The sequence below is a fragment of the Chryseobacterium bernardetii genome, from assembly GCF_003815975.1.
Taxonomy (GTDB): domain Bacteria; phylum Bacteroidota; class Bacteroidia; order Flavobacteriales; family Weeksellaceae; genus Chryseobacterium; species Chryseobacterium bernardetii.
On the sequence record NZ_CP033932.1, the window covers coordinates 3,497,018 to 3,516,560 of the forward strand.

Annotated in this window: 18 protein-coding genes and 1 tRNA gene; 14 read left to right on the plus strand and 5 right to left on the minus strand. The window is 35.0% G+C overall.

All coding sequences use genetic code 11. The annotated features are described in order from the left end of the window. Positions 1 to 151: 151 nt before the first annotated feature. Together EG339_RS15930 and EG339_RS15935 are read right to left on the minus strand one after the other, a co-directional pair. Positions 152 to 1,360, minus strand: coding sequence for a site-specific integrase (locus EG339_RS15930; protein WP_123870948.1), 1,209 nt, complete (start codon positions 1,358 to 1,360; stop codon positions 152 to 154). A 251-nt stretch (positions 1,361 to 1,611) separates the two neighbouring features. Beyond that, positions 1,612 to 1,699, minus strand: a tRNA-Ser gene (locus tag EG339_RS15935). Positions 1,700 to 2,337: 638 nt separating this feature from the next. Here EG339_RS15935 and EG339_RS15940 point away from each other — a divergent pair. The 4 genes from EG339_RS15940 to EG339_RS15955 all read left to right on the plus strand — a co-directional run bounded on the left by EG339_RS15940 (position 2,338) and on the right by EG339_RS15955 (position 7,876). After that, on the plus strand, positions 2,338 to 3,384 hold the full coding sequence (locus tag EG339_RS15940) for a hypothetical protein (protein WP_123870949.1): 1,047 nt from the start codon (positions 2,338 to 2,340) through the stop codon (positions 3,382 to 3,384). A gap of 112 nt (positions 3,385 to 3,496) precedes the next feature. Next, positions 3,497 to 3,994: a DUF4280 domain-containing protein gene (locus EG339_RS15945; RefSeq protein WP_123870950.1), complete on the plus strand. Its 498-nt coding sequence runs from the start codon at positions 3,497 to 3,499 to the stop codon at positions 3,992 to 3,994. Then, a complete protein-coding gene (locus tag EG339_RS15950) occupies positions 3,972 to 6,836 on the plus strand; it encodes a hypothetical protein (protein WP_123870951.1) in 2,865 nt (954 codons plus the stop codon). Before EG339_RS15945 ends, EG339_RS15950 begins: the two co-directional genes overlap by 23 nt. A 5-nt stretch (positions 6,837 to 6,841) precedes the next feature. After that, positions 6,842 to 7,876, plus strand: a complete 1,035-nt coding sequence (locus EG339_RS15955; RefSeq protein ID WP_123870952.1) for a putative periplasmic lipoprotein — start codon at positions 6,842 to 6,844, stop codon at positions 7,874 to 7,876. Positions 7,877 to 8,339: 463 nt separating this feature from the next. Here the strand turns inward: EG339_RS15955 and EG339_RS15960 are convergent, their stop codons facing one another. Both EG339_RS15960 and EG339_RS15965 read right to left on the minus strand, forming a co-directional pair. Continuing rightward, the gene (locus tag EG339_RS15960; RefSeq protein ID WP_123870953.1) at positions 8,340 to 9,560 is read right to left on the minus strand and encodes a TCR/Tet family MFS transporter; all 1,221 of its coding nucleotides are present in this window, start codon (positions 9,558 to 9,560) and stop codon (positions 8,340 to 8,342) included. A 95-nt stretch (positions 9,561 to 9,655) separates the two neighbouring features. Next, a complete protein-coding gene (locus EG339_RS15965) occupies positions 9,656 to 10,531 on the minus strand; it encodes an AraC family transcriptional regulator (RefSeq protein ID WP_123870954.1) in 876 nt (291 codons plus the stop codon). Between the two features lie 175 nt (positions 10,532 to 10,706). On the opposite strand from EG339_RS15965, the gene EG339_RS15970 reads away from it, so the two are divergent. After that, positions 10,707 to 11,030, plus strand: coding sequence for a hypothetical protein (locus EG339_RS15970; protein ID WP_123870955.1), 324 nt, complete (start codon positions 10,707 to 10,709; stop codon positions 11,028 to 11,030). Positions 11,031 to 11,611: 581 nt separating this feature from the next. Then, entirely contained in the window at positions 11,612 to 12,019 is a 408-nt protein-coding gene (arr, locus tag EG339_RS24710) for an NAD(+)--rifampin ADP-ribosyltransferase (RefSeq protein ID WP_317125961.1), read from the plus strand. 68 nt (positions 12,020 to 12,087) lie between these two features. Here arr and EG339_RS15980 read toward each other — a convergent pair whose 3' ends face one another. Next, entirely contained in the window at positions 12,088 to 13,032 is a 945-nt protein-coding gene (locus EG339_RS15980) for a 3',5'-cyclic-nucleotide phosphodiesterase (protein WP_123870957.1), read from the minus strand. A 228-nt stretch (positions 13,033 to 13,260) separates the two neighbouring features. Here EG339_RS15980 and EG339_RS15985 point away from each other — a divergent pair, with 228 nt between their 5' ends. The 8 genes from EG339_RS15985 to EG339_RS16020 all read left to right on the plus strand — a co-directional run bounded on the left by EG339_RS15985 (position 13,261) and on the right by EG339_RS16020 (position 19,448). After that, entirely contained in the window at positions 13,261 to 13,803 is a 543-nt protein-coding gene (locus EG339_RS15985) for a hypothetical protein (protein WP_123870958.1), read from the plus strand. 84 nt (positions 13,804 to 13,887) lie between these two features. Further along, on the plus strand, positions 13,888 to 14,136 hold the full coding sequence (locus EG339_RS15990; RefSeq protein WP_123870959.1) for a hypothetical protein: 249 nt from the start codon (positions 13,888 to 13,890) through the stop codon (positions 14,134 to 14,136). 294 nt (positions 14,137 to 14,430) lie between these two features. After that, positions 14,431 to 15,885 carry a tetratricopeptide repeat protein gene (locus EG339_RS15995; RefSeq protein ID WP_123870960.1) on the plus strand — a complete coding sequence of 485 codons (1,455 nt, stop codon included), beginning with the start codon at positions 14,431 to 14,433 and terminating at the stop codon, positions 15,883 to 15,885. A 684-nt stretch (positions 15,886 to 16,569) separates the two neighbouring features. Next, complete coding sequence (locus EG339_RS16000) at positions 16,570 to 16,797, plus strand: hypothetical protein (RefSeq protein ID WP_123870961.1); 228 nt, start codon at positions 16,570 to 16,572, stop codon at positions 16,795 to 16,797. Between the two features lie 127 nt (positions 16,798 to 16,924). Then, complete coding sequence (locus tag EG339_RS16005) at positions 16,925 to 17,113, plus strand: hypothetical protein (protein WP_123870962.1); 189 nt, start codon at positions 16,925 to 16,927, stop codon at positions 17,111 to 17,113. Between the two features lie 73 nt (positions 17,114 to 17,186). Next, complete coding sequence (locus EG339_RS16010; protein ID WP_123870963.1) at positions 17,187 to 18,515, plus strand: autotransporter outer membrane beta-barrel domain-containing protein; 1,329 nt, start codon at positions 17,187 to 17,189, stop codon at positions 18,513 to 18,515. A gap of 91 nt (positions 18,516 to 18,606) precedes the next feature. Further along, positions 18,607 to 19,071: a helix-turn-helix domain-containing protein gene (locus tag EG339_RS16015; RefSeq protein WP_225718042.1), complete on the plus strand. Its 465-nt coding sequence runs from the start codon at positions 18,607 to 18,609 to the stop codon at positions 19,069 to 19,071. A 44-nt stretch (positions 19,072 to 19,115) separates the two neighbouring features. Then, positions 19,116 to 19,448 carry a helix-turn-helix domain-containing protein gene (locus EG339_RS16020; protein ID WP_123870964.1) on the plus strand — a complete coding sequence of 111 codons (333 nt, stop codon included), beginning with the start codon at positions 19,116 to 19,118 and terminating at the stop codon, positions 19,446 to 19,448. Positions 19,449 to 19,543: the final 95 nt, after the last annotated feature.

The window sequence follows — 19,543 nt, forward strand, 5'->3', positions numbered from 1 at the left end:
AAGCCCGGAGATTCAAAGTAAGTTTAGTTTCTTAATATTTTAAATCCCAACTTTGTTGGGATTTAATTTTTTGAAGATTGATTAAGAAAAGTTCTCAAAGTTCATCTTTGATTACCTTTTGCTATCCTAACCGTTTTATTTCCTTTTTACTTTACAGTTTTCCCTTCAAAACACACATATCATCACTCACCTTCTTATCCAGAATCTTCGCATAATGCTGAGTAGTTTTAATATTCGTATGCCCAAGCATCTTACTCACACTTTCAATAGGAACACCATTGGACAAAGTAACAGTAGTAGCAAAAGTATGTCTAGCAATATGGAATGTCAAATCTTTATTGATTCCACAGATACTAGCAATTTCTTTGAGATAAGAATTCATTTTCTGATTACTTAGAACAGGAAAAAGTACGTTTAGATTTACACATTCCGGATGGTCTTCATATTTCAAAATAATCTCTTGAGCTAATGGCAGTAGAGGAACTCTCGTTGCAGTACCAGTTTTTTGACGATTTGTAAATATCCATTTGTCACCATCTATTCCAATATTAATGTGAGATTTAGATAATTTTTTCACATCAACATAAGCAAAGCCAGTATAACAACTGAAAAGGAAAATATCACGAATTTGACTCAATCTGTCCGAAGCAAATTCCTTGTCATAAATCGTCTGAATTTCCTCCTTTGTAAGATAGGGGCGTTCTACTTCTTTGATCTTCGCTTTGTAGCCCAGAAAAGGATCTTTTGATAGCCAACCGTTTGCCATACATAGACGCATAATCTTTTTGAAATTCTTTATGTATTTTATTGCGGTATTATTAGCGCATTTTCGCTCACTACGAAGCCAGAAATCGTAATCCATAACAAAGGCGTGATCGATTTTTGTAATATCAATATCAGAAATTTTATATTTCCAATTTAGAAATTCCTGCGTATGCTTTAAAGATGTTTTATAACGCTCCAATGTGCCAGGGGCAAAATCCTGTCCAACTAAGGCTTCCACTTTGTTATTATGCTCCTGAAAAATGGGGATGAGCATTCTTTTCTCCCTATCCGTTCCAAGCAGTTTAGATTTTAAACCTATTGCTGTCACATCATTCTCCTCTTTGAGCATCTCATAATGGTAATCATAAACTTTCTGCTCTAAAGTTTTAAGGTAGAGATTCAATGTTTTTACCTCTTGAGTATTTCCTACCGCTTTGTGTGCTTTAATGTCCCATTTTTGGGGATCAATATACCTTTTAGCAGCAATATCCGCTATCTTGCCCTCAATAGTGATTCGTAAGTAGATTGGAGCGGTTCCGTTTGTTCTGATTTTATTCTTTTTTATAAAGAATAACAGGTTGAATGTTTTGTTCATCGTGTGATAACTTTAAATGATTAATAATTTACTTTTTGTTACCACTTTTTGCAAGATGTCCATTCTTTAAACTGCCTATTGGTCAGGTTTTTCCAAGTTTTTCATGTCCCATTTTCAAATTTTATCAATGGGACACGAAATAGGACATATAAATAGTGACCTATTTTGGTTTTTTTTGACACCTGAGCTAAAACAAAAAACGCTGTAAACATTGATGTTTACAGCGTTTTAGCTTATTTTGGTTTCCCAACTGGCGGAGAGTGAGGGATTCGAACCCCCGGACCTGTTACAGTCAACAGTTTTCAAGACTGCCGCAATCGACCACTCTGCCAACTCTCCTTAAACTTCGATTGTATCGTTGTTTTTAGTGGTGCAAATATAAGAAGTTTTTAAATAATGGCAAAATATTTTCACATAAAATTTAATTTTTTTTAATCAGCAAGCAGTAGTTACTTGTATATAAGTACATTCTGAAATAACAAAAGCTTTTAATAATAGAATATCATGCTTTAAGGTAGCGTTTGCTGAAAAAGGCGCCATGATTTTTTAATTAAGTAGAATAAGAATGAATTACATCAAAAACAAGACATTTGTTCATTCTTTAATATGTTTATTGAATTTTAGTATTAAAAAAAATAATAAAAGTCGTAGAATTACTACAATTTATTAATTTGTATTCAATTCATTTGTCTGTGAACTGTATAGCAACTATATTGCAATGTTAAAGAAACAGGTGTTATGAAAAAAGGCTCAGAAAATAAGAAATCTTGGTAGGAGAATATCTGAAATTTCTTTGTGGATTTTATTCTGAAGGCTTGTTAGGAACACTGTGGATGTAAATAGTTATATAAAGTTTCACTTTAATAATTACCATTTGCCTTATTGAAAAAATGTTGTATTGTTTAATCCGGAGAAATTTTAAATAATTAATGATTCGAATCATGCACACAACTTGATGAGGTATAAAAAATTAAGCCATGAAGCAGGTACAGAGGAAATATCAGGTAAAGGCCGGAGATACAACTTCAGCTGTTGCAGGTAAATTAGGATTACCCGTTGCTGAACTTGTGTACTATCATAACCTTCACAGCAAAGTGGTGGATGAGTATATTTATGGAGATGTTCTGCCTGACAAACTTAAGTATATTCTGATTCCGATGAACTATGAACAGGAAATTCCTGTTTCCTCAAAATTTGAATATTCCAATGGTAAAGTGATGAAGGGTATTGGTAAAACAATCAAAAAATATGGCATTACCGAGCGCTATTTTCGCCATAAAGAAATAGCAAGTGTATTGGATTTTGAAATGGATATTACAGAAGAAGTTCAGAATGATCTTTATGTGGCTACATTTAACAGACACTCTCTAAGAATCAACAATAGTAACAACTTTCGGTTAGCAGAACAGCTTTATTCTAAAATTGATCATTGTTTTTATCCGCTTAAACTCAGCTGTAATACTGATGGGAGCTTTAAAGCGGTAACTAACAGCGAAGAGATTAAACAAAGATGGAAGCAATTGCGTCCTGAATTAGAGAATTATTACCAGGGAGAAACCAGTACGGAGATTCTGTCCAGAGCAGAGGAAATTCTTCATAATACAGAAGTACATGGAAATAAGCTGTTGAATAGTTTCTTTTTCAAACTCTGGCACAGCCCGGTTTACAGAAGCTATACACATGGGAAATCTGTGGAATATGAAGACCGTTATCCTGTTTTCCCACAACATGCGGGGGTGAAATTTAAAATGAATTTAAATCCTGATCTTCGGATCAATGAGAATAATAACTTCATAATCCGTCTTACGGGATCTTGTACCGATAACAGATCAGAAAATGAACTCTGGAATGCGCCTTCCGATGTTTTGGTTACCAGAAATCCCGACCATAAAGTAAAAGGAGACATCAATATGATATTTAAAATATCGGAAACAGATAAAAGAATCTTTTCCGTGACAGGGTTTATCGAATTGTATGGAAAAGACCACCACAAGAGAATTGAAATAGGAATTTATGAATTGTAATGAACTATATAAAGTGTACAGGGCTACATCCTGTTCGCTGTTTGGATTTTTTCTATATTTGGGTTTACCAATTATAGAGTTTTATACACCCCATCAACACAAATAAAATAATATGAGTGAAAAACACTTGGTTTGTCAGGGTGCAATCTGTAAGTGCAATTTCGGTACAACACCCGATAAACTTAAAGTAAATACCCAGAGCAGACGTTATATTAACGATAAGGATGGCAAGCAGAAATTAACTGCCACCCATGTAGATATAGGTTCAACTTTTGAGAAAAATACGTTTGGGAACTGTTCTAAAAAGAATAATACTCCTTGTACAGCAGTGGTTACACAATGGAGTGGGTATTATGATAAAATAATTATTGAAGACAATGGAGGAATGGTTTTGCTGGAAGATAGCAAAGCCACCTGCCCGGTTGGTGGTACAGACTGTATTACAATTATTAATCATGGCCAGATTGCAGAATTGGGGCCTCAAAATATGGAAAAAGCAGACCTGGATGTGATGAAAGAGCTTTGCCCTGTACTTTCAGAGCCTCAGCGGCCAAAGCACTCTTTAACTTTTAATATAAGACAGGATCATGGCCAGGATAATAGTCACTAATCATAATATGGATAACAACAGAATTGTTGTTAATTTCGACACGATCAGAGAAGACTCCCTCCACCTTGAAATGGAGCTTATAGAAAGCCCGGCTGCTTCCAAAGCTATTTGGGAGATTTTCAGTAACGGGCATCAGCTTGATACCGGAGATATTACAAAAGGGAATAAAGCAGAGCTTATTGTTTTAAAATCCTATGCCGGATCCCATGAAAGACCCCATCTTTTTACTGTTTCTGCTAAAGATGAACATGGAAATGTTTTGGCTTCCATACAGCTTACCGTAGTAGCCAAGCCTAGAATTACAGAAGCAAAGTGGTGGAACAGCCAAGAAGATAGAGAAGCCTATGAAGTAGGGATCAATAACAACAGTACGGCTTATATAAAAGGAATAGGACTGTATGGACATCCACTGAAAATAGATGTTTATTTTAAACGAAGCGATGGAGCGTCTAAAATACTTTTTACCAGTATTTTTACCATCACTGAGCTTTACAGTTTAACAGGCTTTTATCTCTCTCATGAAGAATTTTTGAAAAATAAGAGTTTTTATGCATCTCTTTTGCCTATTCTTTTAGCAAATATGGCGACTGATACACTGTCTTTTATTGGAAAAGTGAAGCATAAATCATTAGGAAAACTGTATTTTATAATTTCCTATGACAATTTGCTGCTGTTTGATGGAGATAAGAAAAAGAAATATCTTGATGTGTTTCTTGATCTCTCTCAGTGGGAAAAACCAATCACTAACATAAGCCCTGTGACGGTATATGATGAGGAATACTTCACCCAGAAATATGAGCCATGTAAATATGAAAGGGTATTTTATAAGTATGGAAGTTCTCCGGAAGTAAAACTTTTTGATGAAAAAGAACCCACCCGGAAAGATCAAAACGGACAATTTAGGAACATGAAATTTCTGGTTTCTGCCATTGCCCCGCCTAAAGACAGTAAGAACATCAGGGAACTTAGCATAAGGCTTGAGAATGTAAATACCAAAGAATGTCAGCATACTGAAGAAAATACAAAACAGACTTTTTTTTCTGAGCATGATGTCCGGGACAGGAAAGCTCCACATAAAGGCAGGGTAATAGATACCCAGGCATTAGAAGATACCCAGATCAAAGTTCAGGTGGTAAAAGAAGATGAGAGGGTTAAAATTTATCCCTCATTTAATTATCAGTATGATGAAAAGACCAGCTGGGATTTCTTAAAGAACTATTTCCTGTTTTCCAGTATGATGTCTAATACAGATCCCAGTTATGCTACATTGAAAAATGTTTTAATGGACTGGGAGATCAACAGTAAAGACTTGATACAGTATTACAGGATACCTGTTGAAACCTGCCGCTATCATAAAAGCTTGTATTTAAAAACATTTGCAGATGTTGCGTGGGGATTTCATGCCCTGTTTGATGATCCGTATATACCGGAATACTACCTTTTTGGCCAGCAAAAAACGATAAAAACCGTAAAGGGATTAAGTGAAGAATTAGACTGGATTAAAAACAGCCCCATTGCAGATCGTATTTCAGCAACAATTCTTAGCCCGGTAATTGGAACTGCATTTATACGCAATTTTATTCTTGATATCATAAAAGATATGGCAGATAGGTATGAGTTTGGTTTCACTGCCTATTATGATTTTGATAAAGAAGGGAAAAAGAATTCAAAACAGATTGATTATGCTGAGACACATCCTGGTGCCTTTAAAGCCTTGATTGCCGGAGTTGTTACACTGGAAATTCTTATTGATGTGCTGCTGATTATTCTTACTGAAGGAGCAGCTCTTGCCAATTTTATTTCGAAAGCAGGAAAAGTAGCAGGTGCCATCAATAAAGGGGCAAAAGTAGTAAATGCCGGAAAAAAGGCAGGAAATATACTGGCTAAATATTCCAAGACCTTTGAAACAGCAAGAAATGTAAATATGGCAAAAAATACTCTTGAGATGATGAAAGGTTCATACTTTAGAGGATATCGTTTTGCTGATGACCCCAATATCGGAGTTCAGCCGGTGATGGAAGAGCGGATTAAGATCAGCCCGCTGCTCAATATGGGCGTAAAACAAAAGAAGAGCCTGGGAGAACTTTTGTTGGATAAGTCTTCCGTAGGAATGACGCTTAATATGGCTAAAGCCGCAACGGGCGGATTTGGTTTGGGAGTGAGCAGAATGTTTCTGACTAAAATAAAAGGTGGTAAAGAAGTTGTTGGCTGGTATGGAGCAATCACTTATCCGCTGCATGTTGCCAATACCGCTTTGGATGGAGTGTATAACCTTCTGGCATTTGCAACAGATACCGCTTTAAAGGAGATTTTTGGCGCCGAAGCAGAATTTGAAAAAGATATTACGGCTCATATAGACCTGGATTTCTGGCTGAAAATTCATAATGCAGAAAAAAGCCTGAATATGATAACTCTTGCTAAAGGTGAAAGTAAAAAAGATCATTCTTCAATCAGTATTGCCCCTTCAGGAGCATTTACCGTAAGATTAAAACTCTCAGGAAGTGTTAGTAATTCAGTAGTGGTGCGCGCAATGCATGTTCTTACCTGGAATAATAAGGAAGAAAAAATGCAAGAAATAACAGCAGATGGGAAATTTGAAGTGGAGGGGAATGTTTTCATTGAAAGACGTTATTATTTTAAAGCGGATAGTAAACCTTACCATGAAGATAAAATTGCTTTTACGGGACTGGCGGGAGAGTATGAGTATAAAGTAAAAAGAAGAACAAAAAGAGATGAGCCGGAAGAGGATGTTGTTAAGCAAGAACCCAAGCAATTTATGCTAATAGAGCCTTGTCAACTAGTTTTTAACTCTTCAGAAATGACTAAGAATCCATCAGAATAATAACTATGAAGAAACTATTTTTAATGTTAATGGCAACTATTAGTTTATCTGGTTGTAGCCAGAAGAAAGAACAGCAATTAAATCATAAACAAGAAAATTCCATGCATGATATCAGTAAATATATTTTTCCAGAAGCAAAAGATGTAACAGAGACTAATTTTGTAGAGAAAATAAGTTCACAAATTAAACATTATGATAAAGAGCCTTTATATTATTTGAGAATAAACAAGCAGAACTGTTTAGTCAGAGTTTATATTAATGATGTTAATATTTATGATGATTATGAGCTGTCAAATGTAATAACTCCAACAGAAATCAGCAATATATTAAAGTCTGGGCCTCAAAAGGTGAAAGTGAGAATGTACCCTGTAGGGGATTTAATTAATAAAGATTTAGGTCTGGAGAATGAGCCTCCCGCAACCAAACTGTCGGATAAGGCTAAAGTTGATATATCGGTAGTAATGATGGACAATAAATCTAAAAAAGGGTTTGATGATGAAAAAGTAATCACAACACAGGTAAGTACAAAAGAAGCTACCGGAAAGGAATCTTATGAATTTAGTTTCACTTTTGATGCTGATGTTCCTTATGAATTTGAAGGATGGACGAAAGGACAGGATCTGAGAACTTTAAATCAGGAATTAGTGCGTAAAAAAGCAGTTGAATTTTATCAAATGGTTGGGAAATTATATCTTAATAAAGATTTAAATTCACTAATTAAGTTGGACTATGTTTCAAATGCCCGTACAATGGCCTCCGCATATGTTGACAAACAATATGTATTAGAGTTTTTAGAAGAGTATAAAAATGATGTTGAAAAATATGAATACAGGGTGGAGGACATCAAAGATTTTGACATAGAATTTATGGGAGAAGGAAAACTTGTTCGCCTTATCAATCGTAGTCAGCGTCCTAAATTGCGTGGTGGGAGCGCTTTATTGTTAACTTACGGTAGTAATAGCTCTTTTGCACCTGAAATTACCCTATATCTTCCCGAAGGCCGTGATCTGGCTACCCAGGGCTTTATGATGTGGAAGTAAAACAATAGTGGTATGATTGTATTGGTTTTATTCATTCAGATAGTAAGTTTAGTGTTTTTCTTCAAAATTATAATGGAGAGTGAGGTTGATTCATTCGGATGCTTTTGGTATTGTATTGCAGCTCTTCATTTTCTTTTTATCCTGCGTTTTATTTATGTAGAGATTAATTTTTCTTATCTGTGGTACGAGCAGATTATGGAATTAATTTCATTAGGGATTTCTCTGTTCATAGTGATTCCAACTACAATATATTATCTCATTAAGCGTAATAGAAAGCAAGAGAAGAAATAGCAGTTTTAGAGCCGGTTATTAGAATTTAGAACCTTATAATTGATATTTAAGAACTATTCAGTATTGTTATTAAACATATCCTGAAAAAGATAATTTGGGCCAGCTGAAGCTGGCCCAAATTATTTTTACTGTAGAATACTCTCATATGCCTAGGCAGCATTGAAATTCAACATTATTTTCTGTTTTTTTGTTCAAAAACAAAAAATATAATAATTACACTAACGAACATTAAAATGGAAGCCAGCAAAAAAGGCGCTCCTGAAAATTCAAAAGGAGCTTTTTCGTGAGTAAAATAATAAAATAAATTAGTCATTACTGGAGGACCAATGATGGAGGTAGCACTTACTAAGCTGGTTAATGCTCCCTGAAGCTCACCTTGTTCATTTGAAGGAATGTGTTTGGTGATAACTGATTGAAGTGAGGGACCACAGATCCCTCCCAGGCTGTATATAATAAGAAAGACAAACATCATCCACCCCTGGTAGGCAAATGCAAACAAGAAAAGGCCTATAGAATAGCATATCAAGCCATAATAAATACTTTTGTATTCCCCCAGTTGAGGTGTTGTCCACCGTATCAAAACACCCTGAACCAATCCTAGCAATAAACCAAGTACTCCAAGAGAGATTCCTATCATCCGTTCATCCCAACCAAATTGATATATTGTAAAAAAATGCCAATTGCTCTGTACGGCATGAATTCCAATATAAATTAGGGCCAAGGCGATGATTAAACCGGAAATTTCACTATGTTTTCCTAAAAAGCGCAGTGACCCAACCGGGTTAGCCCGTTTCCAGTCAAAAGGTCTGCGTTTGTTTTTATCAAGACTTTCAGGAAGAATAAAGTATCCGTAAAGAAAATTTAAAAAGCACAGGCCGGCAGCAGCATAAAAAGGAATTCTTGCCCCATAGTGGCCCAATAGCCCGCCAATAACGGGCCCAATAATGAATCCCATACCTAAGGCAGCGCCTATCATGCCAAAATTCTTGGCTCTGTTTTTATCAGTTGAAATATCAGCAATATATGCACTTGCTGTAGATATGCTGGCTCCTGTAAGTCCTGCAATAATTCTTCCTGCAAATAACCAACGAATGGAGGGAGCGAGTGCCAGAAAAATGTAGTCTGCTGTAAACCCCAAAAGAGAAATTAGAATAACTGGGCGTCTTCCATACCGATCACTGAGGTTTCCAACTAAGGGAGAAAATATAAATTGGGTAAATGCATAGGCGAATCCTAACCAGCCACCATATTGAGCGGCTTCACTGATGTCCCCATGAATAAGTTCTTTAATCAGTTTAGGAACAACAGGAAGAATAATTCCCCAGCCTGTAATGTCTATGAGCAAGGTTATAAATATGAACCCCATTGCTGCTTTTTTTGTTGAATTTTTCATGGTGTAAAAGTAAAACAGGGGTAGCCCGATTTCTTTTACAATTCTGTGGTGTTTGTATACAATTTATAAGATCTGTGAGTAGAAATGCCTGTTATTTATAACCCGTTCCGGAAAGTTTTTGGTGAAACTCCGGTCATCTTTTTGAAAAATCTGCAGAATACACTTGAATTTTCGAAATTGAGTTCATGGCCAACCTGTTTAATGGATAAACTTGTTGATTTAAGTAACGTTTTAGCATGTAAAATCATGGCATGATTAATCCATTGCAATACAGATTTTCCTGTTTTCTGCTTCAGAAAAGTGGACAGATATTGCGGTGTTAAATGAAGCTTCTCTGCATAAAATGTAACATTTCGCTGCTGGTTAGCATATTTTGAAATCAAGAGATAAAAACCATCGATAATATCATGGGTACGGCTTTTGATAAAGTTATTGTGATCTGTTAAACCTGAATAAGCTTCTGAAATCATATACATCATAGCAATCACAAGATGCCTAAGTATCTCGGCCTTCCTTGAGCTGGGACTTTTGTGGTAGATGTTTTGAATTAATGCTATAAGTTCTTTTTGTAGGCCTGTTTCTTCAGGCTGAAGTCTGATAACCGGTTGCCATCGGATCTGATGGTTCATCACAAATTCATGCAGGATCGGAAAGGCTGCAATAAAATCTAAGGAAAGCCCGATAGTTACAATTTCAGCATCTTCACTTAGAGATTGGGTGTAAATCATCAATTGTGGCTGTAAGACGGCAATATCTCCCGCATTAAGCTCATATTCCATGAAGTGGATCTGAGCTTTCATGGATCCCTGTATCATAAATCCTAACAATAACCCGTCAAATACACGGGTGTGTTCAGTAAATTCCTTTCCAGGATAGTTTTGCTGATGGAGAATAACAATACCTTCCATCTTTTTTGAAGGATCGATATTGTATAGTTTATAAACATTCTCAGAAGTTAAGAGTAAAGCCATATTCAAATTTCGTGAAAATTGCACATTTATCCCGTAAAATAAAGTTTGATATTTAGTAATATATTACAAATTGTATGTAAATTCCATTAAACTGTAAACAAAACACTCTCTTTAGGAATTGCCGGGAGATAGGAAATCTGAAAATAATTACTTTTGCTGAAAACATTTTAAGATAATGATAACAGCAAGGGAATTTCTTACCAGTGAAATTAATAGACTAAATGGTTTAATCAATAATGGTGTAGATAAAGAATCTAATATCTTGCTTAAGAAGGATCTTTCAGGTATCATTCATGCATTAGATATGTTTGAATGTTATCAGATTAATGAAAAGACCATAGATAGGATTGTAGAGCTGCCGGACTCTCATACCGGATATTCTGATTACAGGATCATGAACGATTGTGAATCGGATGATCCTGCTCAATGGATTGAACTTAAGATCAATAATGAAACGATCAGATTGTCGGAAGGTGATATCATTATCAGAAAGAAATAAGCATCAATGCTTTTTAGACGATAATGATGATTAGATTTTTTATCCAATCAAGATTATTCTAAAAATGAGACTGCAAAATTAAGTTTAATTCATAAGGTCCAGCATTCTTCCATGCCATCTTCAGCAGGCAGAATCATAACTTCATCCGGAAACCAGAAAAATCAGGTTGAAATAAGCTGGAAATATTTGTATAAATTTGTTGATAATTGGAATATTTACATCAATAACTGAACAAAATAATCACTATGGAATTTTCACCATTCAATAACGTTGTAAAGCTCTGTATTCAGGGGATGATCATGGAAGACCAGGACAAACAGGAAGAAGCCAGGAAATTATTTGAACAGGGCTGGGACGCAGCTACAGATAATGCTGAAAAATTTCTCGCGGCTTATTACATTGCCCGCTCTCAAAAAACATCTTCAGAACGGTTAAAATGGTTTAAAACAGCTTTGCAATATGCCTTAAACTCAAATGATAACACTGTTAAAAGTGCATTTCATTCTCTGTATTTAAAGATTGCCGAATGTTATGAAGTACTTTCAGACCCGGAAAAAGCAAAAGAGTATCATGAACTGGCAATGTCTGTAAAAGATAAAATTTTTGATGAAGGACCCTTTTACCATGGGACAAAAGCAGATCTGAAAACAGGAGATTTCTTAACTGCGGGAGGCAATTCCAATTATAAATCTGAACTTAAGATGAATCATATCTATTTTACGGCATTGGTAAATGGGGCAGGGCTGGCAGCTGCATTAGCAAAAGGAGAGGGAGCTGAACGTGTATATATTGTAGAACCCACAGGTATTTTTGAAAATGATCCGAATCTGACTGACAAGAAATTTCCCGGTAATCTAACCCGTTCTTACCGTTCAGAAGCTCCATTGAAAATTATTGGAGAAGTAACAGATTGGAGTAAGCCAGCTCCTGAAGAACTACAGAAATTTCGCGGAAAACTGGAAAATAATAAAGGAGAAATAATCAATTAACCGGCGAGTCTTGATTATTTCCCAATAAAAAGCGATGAGGTCTTCCGGGATCTCATCGCTTTTGTTTATTAAGGTAAATTAATTCTTTTACCCTGTTCCGGGAAAATATATTTTACTTTTAAAGGGTTGTTTTCCAATAATTCCTGTTTGAGAATCTCAGGATTGTTTCCTGTTGGTTTTCTGTGGGTAACCACTATATTAAGGCCTTCCAGATCATTAAGCCCTGTTTTTTCCTTTAATTTTTTCAATTCTTCTGTCAGCAGATTAGGAGTAAGATGGCCAAAAAGTAAATGTTCTGGCTGGCTGTTTGGGAAAGAAACCTCAATCAGTATGGTGTTCAGTTGTTTCTTTTGTATCAATGGAGCTACATTTTTCCAAAGGTTATCCATACGGTCAGACTTCTCTATTCTGTCTGCGCCTGTATCCCCAAGATAGAGAAGGTAATGATTTCCATTTCTTACCAGTGCAGCACTGCTTTTATATGGATTAACATGGCTCAGCTCATATCCCGTTAGGAAAAAAGAAGTTTTTTGGGTTGGGATTTCCACGCCATCCAGAAGTTCATTATAATGATATTTACCAAGAATTGGCTTCTGGCCCTGATCTGCAAAGTTGATCCAGGTATCTGTAATGAAATAATGATTTTGCAGAATTTGAACTACCGATGGGATGGCGAAAATGTCTTTTTTAGAATCAGCAGGAGAGTTGATAATAAGACCGGATAGATGATCTAAATGACCGTGGGAAATAAAGTATCCTTTGATCTGGTCTTTCAGAACCTTTTCTTCCGGACCGTTAAGGCTTTTCTGTTCAATTGCTTTTCGGATTCCGGTATTTACAGTTCCGGCATCAAGGCAAAGGAATGTGCTGTCTTGGGTTGCACCCACTAAATAAGCAGATAAATTATCTTCCTGTTCTCCTCCATAGATCCCTAATGGAATAACGTCAAAATTTTGTGCCTGGCAGGCAAGATGTAACAAAAGTGCCAGTAAAGAAAATGCTGTTTTTTTCATTATATTAAAACTAAAACCTAACCATTGTGGTAAGAAAGGGCAAATTTACATTATTTTTTTCCGGTTTTCCTTATTATAACCGTTCATTATTGATCTGAGAAAAATGATTTCTTCTAAGGAACTCAGACTTATTGGTGGAGCAATAACTTTCCGTTTTTATCCTCAGTTTTCTGTCTGTTTATTCTAATTTTAATATCTTTAAACCTTAAAAATCATGATCATACCAATATGAAAATAAAACCATTTACTTTAGTGCTGGCAGTTCTTTTTCAATGCCTAAGCCTACCTGTTTTTGCTCAGCAATCTGCAGCTCTGAGTTCTTTACTGGATAAAAACTCAGAATTTATTCTTCCGCAAACTCCTGATAAAATTTCGAAGGTACTTCATACAAAAACAATTTTCTATGAAGATGCCAACGGAGAGAAATATGCCAAATGGCCAACAGAATCAGGTTTGGAGCTTTACAGCGGACTTGGAAAGAATAACGTGATTAACGAGATGTTTTTTGAAATAACGGAAGATAAAGAGATCGTTATAAGTGGATTGCCTTACGGTCTTGTTATGAATAAAACTGTTTTGGAGAAGGCTGAAGTTCAATTCCGGAAAAATGGCGCAAAAGTTCAAAAACTAGGTGCTGACAGTGAATATGCAGGAGGATCAAAACTTATTTTCAGAAAAGGAAAGCATTTTACAACATTATTATTTAATGATAAAAATCTTTTAAAATCTATAAGAATCACTACAGAACTTGTTGATCCATCAGTCAATTAATTGAATCCCGAATACTTTTTATGCGTAAAAGGCAAAACTTTCGTAAGTTAGCGGAAACTTCAAAAAAGACTAAAAACAATAATCATGGCTGAACAATTAAATGAGCTGACAGATCAGGAATTATTAGAAAAAAAGAAGAAATCCCGATCTGATAAAATAATGAATGCCGTTCTTATAGGATTTTCTATTGGTATTGCTGTTTATAGCAGTGTAACCTATGGCATTGGGTTTTTTACACTTTTTCCGATAATTTTTGCCATATTTCTGGGAACGCAATGGAATAGGCGTAATCAGGCATTAGAAAGAGAGTTGGAATCCAGAAATTTGAAATAAGGATTAGAATTAAAAAACAAACCTGCCATTGTTAAATACAGCGGCAGGTTTTTATTTGATCAGGCTTTTATAAGTATGGCAAACATTTCAGCCCATTCGGCAATTTTAAAGGCGGAATAATTACGAAGCATAATTCCTCCGGTACCTACCTTCATATTTTTACAAATATCTGTATCAGGCTATTTGTTATCGACAAAAATCTATAAAATTCTACTTTTTTCATTGTTGTATAAATGATATTTTTGTGATTATCTTATTTATAAGTGTATTTTGTTTCTTAATATCATTGATTTGATGAAAAATTTCTACATTCTTTTTCTTTTATTGAGCAGCCTCTTCACTCAGGCCCAAACTGGTTTGGAAAAGGAAGTGGATAACCTATTAGATAAGTCTTTTACAGAGTTTTCTGAAGTACAATTAGTTCCTGCTCTTAAGAGTGCTAATGAAGCTTTAAAAAAATCAGATAAAATTGATTATTCGAAAGGGGAAACTTTGGCAAATATCTACATCGCCAAGGTATTGGCTGAAATAGGAGGATATAATGAAGCATTAGGTTATTTAAAAAATGCAGAATACGAGCCCTATTTTTCGTCTTCTATAGATATACAGGTTGAGGTTTGCAGACTGAGAGGAAGAACATATGGACTTCTTAATATGAGAAAGCTGGCCCTTAAGGAATTTTATCAGCAATTGAAATTTTCTCAACAGATCAAAGATCCCTACAGAAAGCAGATGTCAACATATTGGGCATATGAAAATATAGCAGAGATTTATACTCAGACGAACCAATATGATTCTGCCTGGGTATACGTACAGCGGCAAGAAGATGCTTTAAAAAAAATGAAAGAGGAAAATGTCTTTTTCGATCTTAGCGGAACTTATGCCAAAAAAGGACAGATGTATACCATCCGGAAAGATTATGCAAAGGCTAAGGATTATCTGGATAAATCATTGGTTCTGCTCGAAAAATATAAAGTTCCTTATTTATCCTACGTTTTGGAGAATTATGGAGACCTTGAAGATGCAAAAGGAAATAAAGAAAAGGCTATCTACTATTACCGTAAGGCCCTTCAAAATGCAGTTGATCTGGAAGATAAAGATACAGCCAAACACTTGTACAGGGTTCTTGGAGATTATTTTATGAAAAATAAGCTTGATGTCAAAGAATCCAATGAGTATCTTTATCAATATCAAAAGCTAAGTGATTCTCTTGATATAGCCAATAAAGAAGTGGTGGAGCGGGCCTTAAGCCAGGTTTTAGACCAGAAAGACCATGAAAACAATATGAAAAGCAGACAATATGTATATCTTATTGTCTTTATAGCTCTTTTATTAATTATGGGTGCATTATTTTGGTACAGATGGCATCTCAAAAATAAAAAACTGATCTATAAAAATAAAATGACCCTTTCTGAAATGAGCCAGATGACAGTAGGGCTTGAAAAAAAAATAGAGGAAAATAAATTCAATGATCTTATTGTTTTGGCAAAAAATAATAATCCTGAATTTTTAACCCTTTTCTCAGAATTATACCCGGATTTTATACAAAGATTAAAAAATTACGATCCCAGAATCAGGAGCAGTGAACTGTCTTTCTGCGCGATGGCGTATCTGAATTTTTCCGCAAAAGATATTGCTACTTATACATATGTGACCCTGGGAGCTGTTGAAATGAGGCGAAGCAGGCTTCGTAAGAAATACAATATCCCTTCAGAGATAGACTTTAACAATTGGATGAGAAGAGAATAATAAAATATTTAAACTTCTTGTACTTATTGAAATAATAACAGCCATTGACAGACTTGTCAGTGGTTGTTTGTTTTTGGAATATGGATGAATACAAAGTTACATATTGATAAATGTGTTGGGAATTATTGTGATTTGTATCATTGTATTGCAGTGTTTTTAAATTGAAATTCTCATTTGTCTTGGGTCTTTGGCCTGATACCTATTTAAGGAAAGAGAAAACCAAACAGCAAAGAATATTCAATGACTAAAAACGTATGATCTTAGTGAACATTCTGTTTACATTTTGAATCGTATTTTCAGAATCCTGGGCTATATTCAGAATACTATAAAAGCAAAATATCTGATTGAAATGTGAATGAACTTCTTCTGCAAAACAGTGGTTGGTTATTGAATTATTCTGGTTTTTAAATGAAATAGTTGTTGTAGGATCTTAGATTTAATAAAACCTGATTCAAAATAAGTTACTGTTAATCAATTTATTATAATTGTGTATAGCTTTTGTAGGGGGATGTTAATTTGTTATTGAATACTAAAATAATGAATATTTGCCTGTCGAAATTAATAAGAACAAAAAGTACTTTAAAATAAAAAATAACTCAGAAAGCAGCTTGAATATTTGAACTCAAAAACAGAATTATTTGTTTATTCATTTTCTGATTAAACACTAAGACTATTTCCAACCCAATGAAAACACAAATAGTAACTTTTAAAGAAAAATTTTCCCTTATATGGAATTTGCTTTGGCTGTGTAATGCAGACATTTCCGGCTTTTCGATTGCACAAGTATGTATTAGGAGTAAGTTATACCTTAAAAAAACAGGTATTAAACTTTCTTCCATAGAAATTAAAGCTCCGGATTTTATCATTCATTCTGTGACTCCACAAAATTCCAATGCAAAATCTACAGCTTAGATAATACTTTCTTTTTAAACTCTAATAAACTTTCTGAATACTCACAATTCACTGCATCAAAAATGCAGTGCAGCTACTGAACTGTATAGTATTATAATTAAAATAACAATTATATAAATCAACAAGAATGAAGAAAAATTTAATTTTAGCAGCAATGCTTTTAGCTGGAATATCAGCTTTCGGAAAAATTGATATCAATACTTCCGACCCTAAGGCAACACTGGATATTGTAGTTTCCCCTACAGATATCAACAAAACAAACGGGCTTATTGCTCCAAAACTAAAGGATACGGAACTTAAAAACCAAAGATTCTAACTACACAAATGATTCCACAGATTCATAAAATATATATTCTCAAAACGCACAAGGATAAATAAATATACAGCAAATGAAAAAAAATATCATTTTTTTAGGAACAATTTTGATTTCCGGCCTTGCATTGTCGCAAGTAGGAGTGAATACAGCAGTACCAAAGGCAACGTTTGATATTGTAGGAGCTTCAACAGACACGGCCAAGACAGACGGTCTGATTGCACCAAGATTGAAAGGTTCTGAACTGAAAGCTAAAGACGCATTGTATGCTGCAGCACAGACAGGTGCTATCGTGTATGTAACGGAAGCTTTGGCTCCTGCCGGAACAACTGTAAAGACAGCAAACGTAACTACAGTAGGATATTTCTATTTTGATGGAACTGCATGGCAGAAAATAGCATATGGATCTTTTACAGAAACCGACGGCGTTATTGGCAATGAAGTGCTTAATGCAACAGCTAATGGTGGATTAACCAGGGCAGGATCAGGAACAGCAGTAAATCCTTATACCTTAGGTCTTACTTCCGGAACTGCTAATGGTCAGGTCATGACTTGGAATGGAACTGCGTGGAGCCCGGCCAATGCATTAAATATCTATAATTCTGACGGAACACTTACAGCCGATCGTACTGTAACATTTGGAGGAAGAGCATTAACTTTTAAAGGGTCAGAACAGCAAACGTTTTGGGGAGCTACAGGAACACTTAATCAATACGGAACTACTTCCTGTGCAAACATGATTCTTAATGCAGCCGATAGTAATGGAAATGGCGTTGCTGCAAGGATGCATTTTCAAATTTATCCCGAGCAATCTGCACAGATTATAGCTGATAGTGATGCAACAGGTTTGAGTCTTTCTACCAGCCAGACTACAGTATCTGCACCAATCTCTTTTCTTACCAATCCAGGAGGAGTAAATGCTGTTCAACGTGCTGAGATTTCAGGAGACGGAAGATTTAACATCAATAATACTTTAAGCATTGGGTATACCGCGCAGCAAACTTTCACAGGCACACAGAAGCTTAAAGTAAATGGAAGTATAGTGACAACAGGAGGAACTTATCCTGACTATGTTTTTGAAGACTATTACAATAAAACTTCAGTAATAAAGCCAACATATAAATTTACTTCATTATACGATACTGAAAAATTCATCAAAGAAAACAGGCACCTTCCAGGAGTAACTTCCATTAGGGAACTTGATAAAACTGAAGAAGGATATTCTTTTAACATCTCCGACCTGTCTGTACAGTCGTTGGAGAAGATTGAAGAGTTGTATCTCCACACCATAGAACAACAAAAGCAAATTGATGAACAGAAATCTCAAATCACTTTGCTGCTTGCAATTACAGAAAAGCTGAAGTCGGAGGTAGAACTCCTGAAAAAGAAAGAAGATATTGAATAATGTGGTTGCGGTATTTCGGTACAGAAGGGGCAAATTGCCCTTGAGTACTGATTGAATAAGCGCTGATGAATTAAAATTGTATTTGACACTGATGAAACGCAATGTACTGATAGACTATAAAGAGATTCATATGGGTAACCTGATAAAGCTTCGGGTTAAAGAGAAAAAAATCGCACTGTTACGGATATGTGGCTTTATTAAATGTACGGCAGAGGAAGTTGAAAAAATGTACGCTTCCAGTAGTATTGATTCTGAAATGCTTTTGAAATGGAGCAAACTATTGGAATATGATTTCTTCCGTATTTATTCCCAACACATCATTTTGTTTGCCCCCAATAATTCGGATCAGAAAAAAGAGCAGCCCAAAGAGGAAGCTGTATTGCCCAATTTTAGGAAAAGTCTTTATACCAGAGAAATTATTGATTTCATACTGAATGAATATATTTCCGGGAATATTTCAAGACAGGAAATTTATAAAAGATATAATATCCCGAAATCAACCTTTCATAAATGGCTAAATAAATATAATAGTGAAATTAAGGAGTCTGAGGATTAATTTTTTTGAATTCCTTTTTACATCAATGAAATATAAACTATGGTATGAAAATGAATCGCCCCAATTACAGAATTATCTATGAGGATATGCTTCAAAAACAGCATCCTGATAAAATAAAAGAGTGCAAAGAGTTATTGAAAAAAGAAAACCTGGATACAGAAGATATTCTGGAACTTAACCGGCGAATCTTTCCGAAAATCTACGGAAATAAAGAAAAATACTCTCAAAAGCATCGTGCTTATAATGAAACTGATATTTTGAGGATATTGGATTATCAGAAAAAAAACAAACTTAACAATTCACAACTGGCTAACCACTTTAAAATGAGTAGAAATACCATTACCAAATGGAAAAAGCTGGGAAAATTTGTGAAATAAAGTGAAAAAAAGAAGAGATGGCCTCAAAAGTAAAAAAATAGACTTTTTTATACTGTGAATAGCGAAAGAAGCTAAAATCAAAATAATTTAGCTTT

What these genes read in the sequence shown, in the direction of transcription:
- EG339_RS15930 (WP_123870948.1), bottom strand. Translation starts at nt 1,360, where the DNA reads ATGAACAAAACATTCAACCTGTTATTCTTTATAAAAAAGAATAAAATC.
- EG339_RS15940 (WP_123870949.1), top strand. Translation starts at nt 2,338, where the DNA reads ATGAAGCAGGTACAGAGGAAATATCAGGTAAAGGCCGGAGATACAACT.
- EG339_RS15945 (WP_123870950.1), top strand. Translation starts at nt 3,497, where the DNA reads ATGAGTGAAAAACACTTGGTTTGTCAGGGTGCAATCTGTAAGTGCAAT.
- EG339_RS15950 (WP_123870951.1), top strand. Translation starts at nt 3,972, where the DNA reads ATGGCCAGGATAATAGTCACTAATCATAATATGGATAACAACAGAATT.
- EG339_RS15955 (WP_123870952.1), top strand. Translation starts at nt 6,842, where the DNA reads ATGAAGAAACTATTTTTAATGTTAATGGCAACTATTAGTTTATCTGGT.
- EG339_RS15960 (WP_123870953.1), bottom strand. Translation starts at nt 9,560, where the DNA reads ATGAAAAATTCAACAAAAAAAGCAGCAATGGGGTTCATATTTATAACC.
- EG339_RS15965 (WP_123870954.1), bottom strand. Translation starts at nt 10,531, where the DNA reads ATGGCTTTACTCTTAACTTCTGAGAATGTTTATAAACTATACAATATC.
- EG339_RS15970 (WP_123870955.1), top strand. Translation starts at nt 10,707, where the DNA reads ATGATAACAGCAAGGGAATTTCTTACCAGTGAAATTAATAGACTAAAT.
- arr (WP_317125961.1), top strand. Translation starts at nt 11,612, where the DNA reads ATGTCTGTAAAAGATAAAATTTTTGATGAAGGACCCTTTTACCATGGG.
- EG339_RS15980 (WP_123870957.1), bottom strand. Translation starts at nt 13,032, where the DNA reads ATGAAAAAAACAGCATTTTCTTTACTGGCACTTTTGTTACATCTTGCC.
- EG339_RS15985 (WP_123870958.1), top strand. Translation starts at nt 13,261, where the DNA reads ATGAAAATAAAACCATTTACTTTAGTGCTGGCAGTTCTTTTTCAATGC.
- EG339_RS15990 (WP_123870959.1), top strand. Translation starts at nt 13,888, where the DNA reads ATGGCTGAACAATTAAATGAGCTGACAGATCAGGAATTATTAGAAAAA.
- EG339_RS15995 (WP_123870960.1), top strand. Translation starts at nt 14,431, where the DNA reads ATGAAAAATTTCTACATTCTTTTTCTTTTATTGAGCAGCCTCTTCACT.
- EG339_RS16000 (WP_123870961.1), top strand. Translation starts at nt 16,570, where the DNA reads ATGAAAACACAAATAGTAACTTTTAAAGAAAAATTTTCCCTTATATGG.
- EG339_RS16005 (WP_123870962.1), top strand. Translation starts at nt 16,925, where the DNA reads ATGAAGAAAAATTTAATTTTAGCAGCAATGCTTTTAGCTGGAATATCA.
- EG339_RS16010 (WP_123870963.1), top strand. Translation starts at nt 17,187, where the DNA reads ATGAAAAAAAATATCATTTTTTTAGGAACAATTTTGATTTCCGGCCTT.
- EG339_RS16015 (WP_225718042.1), top strand. Translation starts at nt 18,607, where the DNA reads ATGAAACGCAATGTACTGATAGACTATAAAGAGATTCATATGGGTAAC.
- EG339_RS16020 (WP_123870964.1), top strand. Translation starts at nt 19,116, where the DNA reads ATGAAAATGAATCGCCCCAATTACAGAATTATCTATGAGGATATGCTT.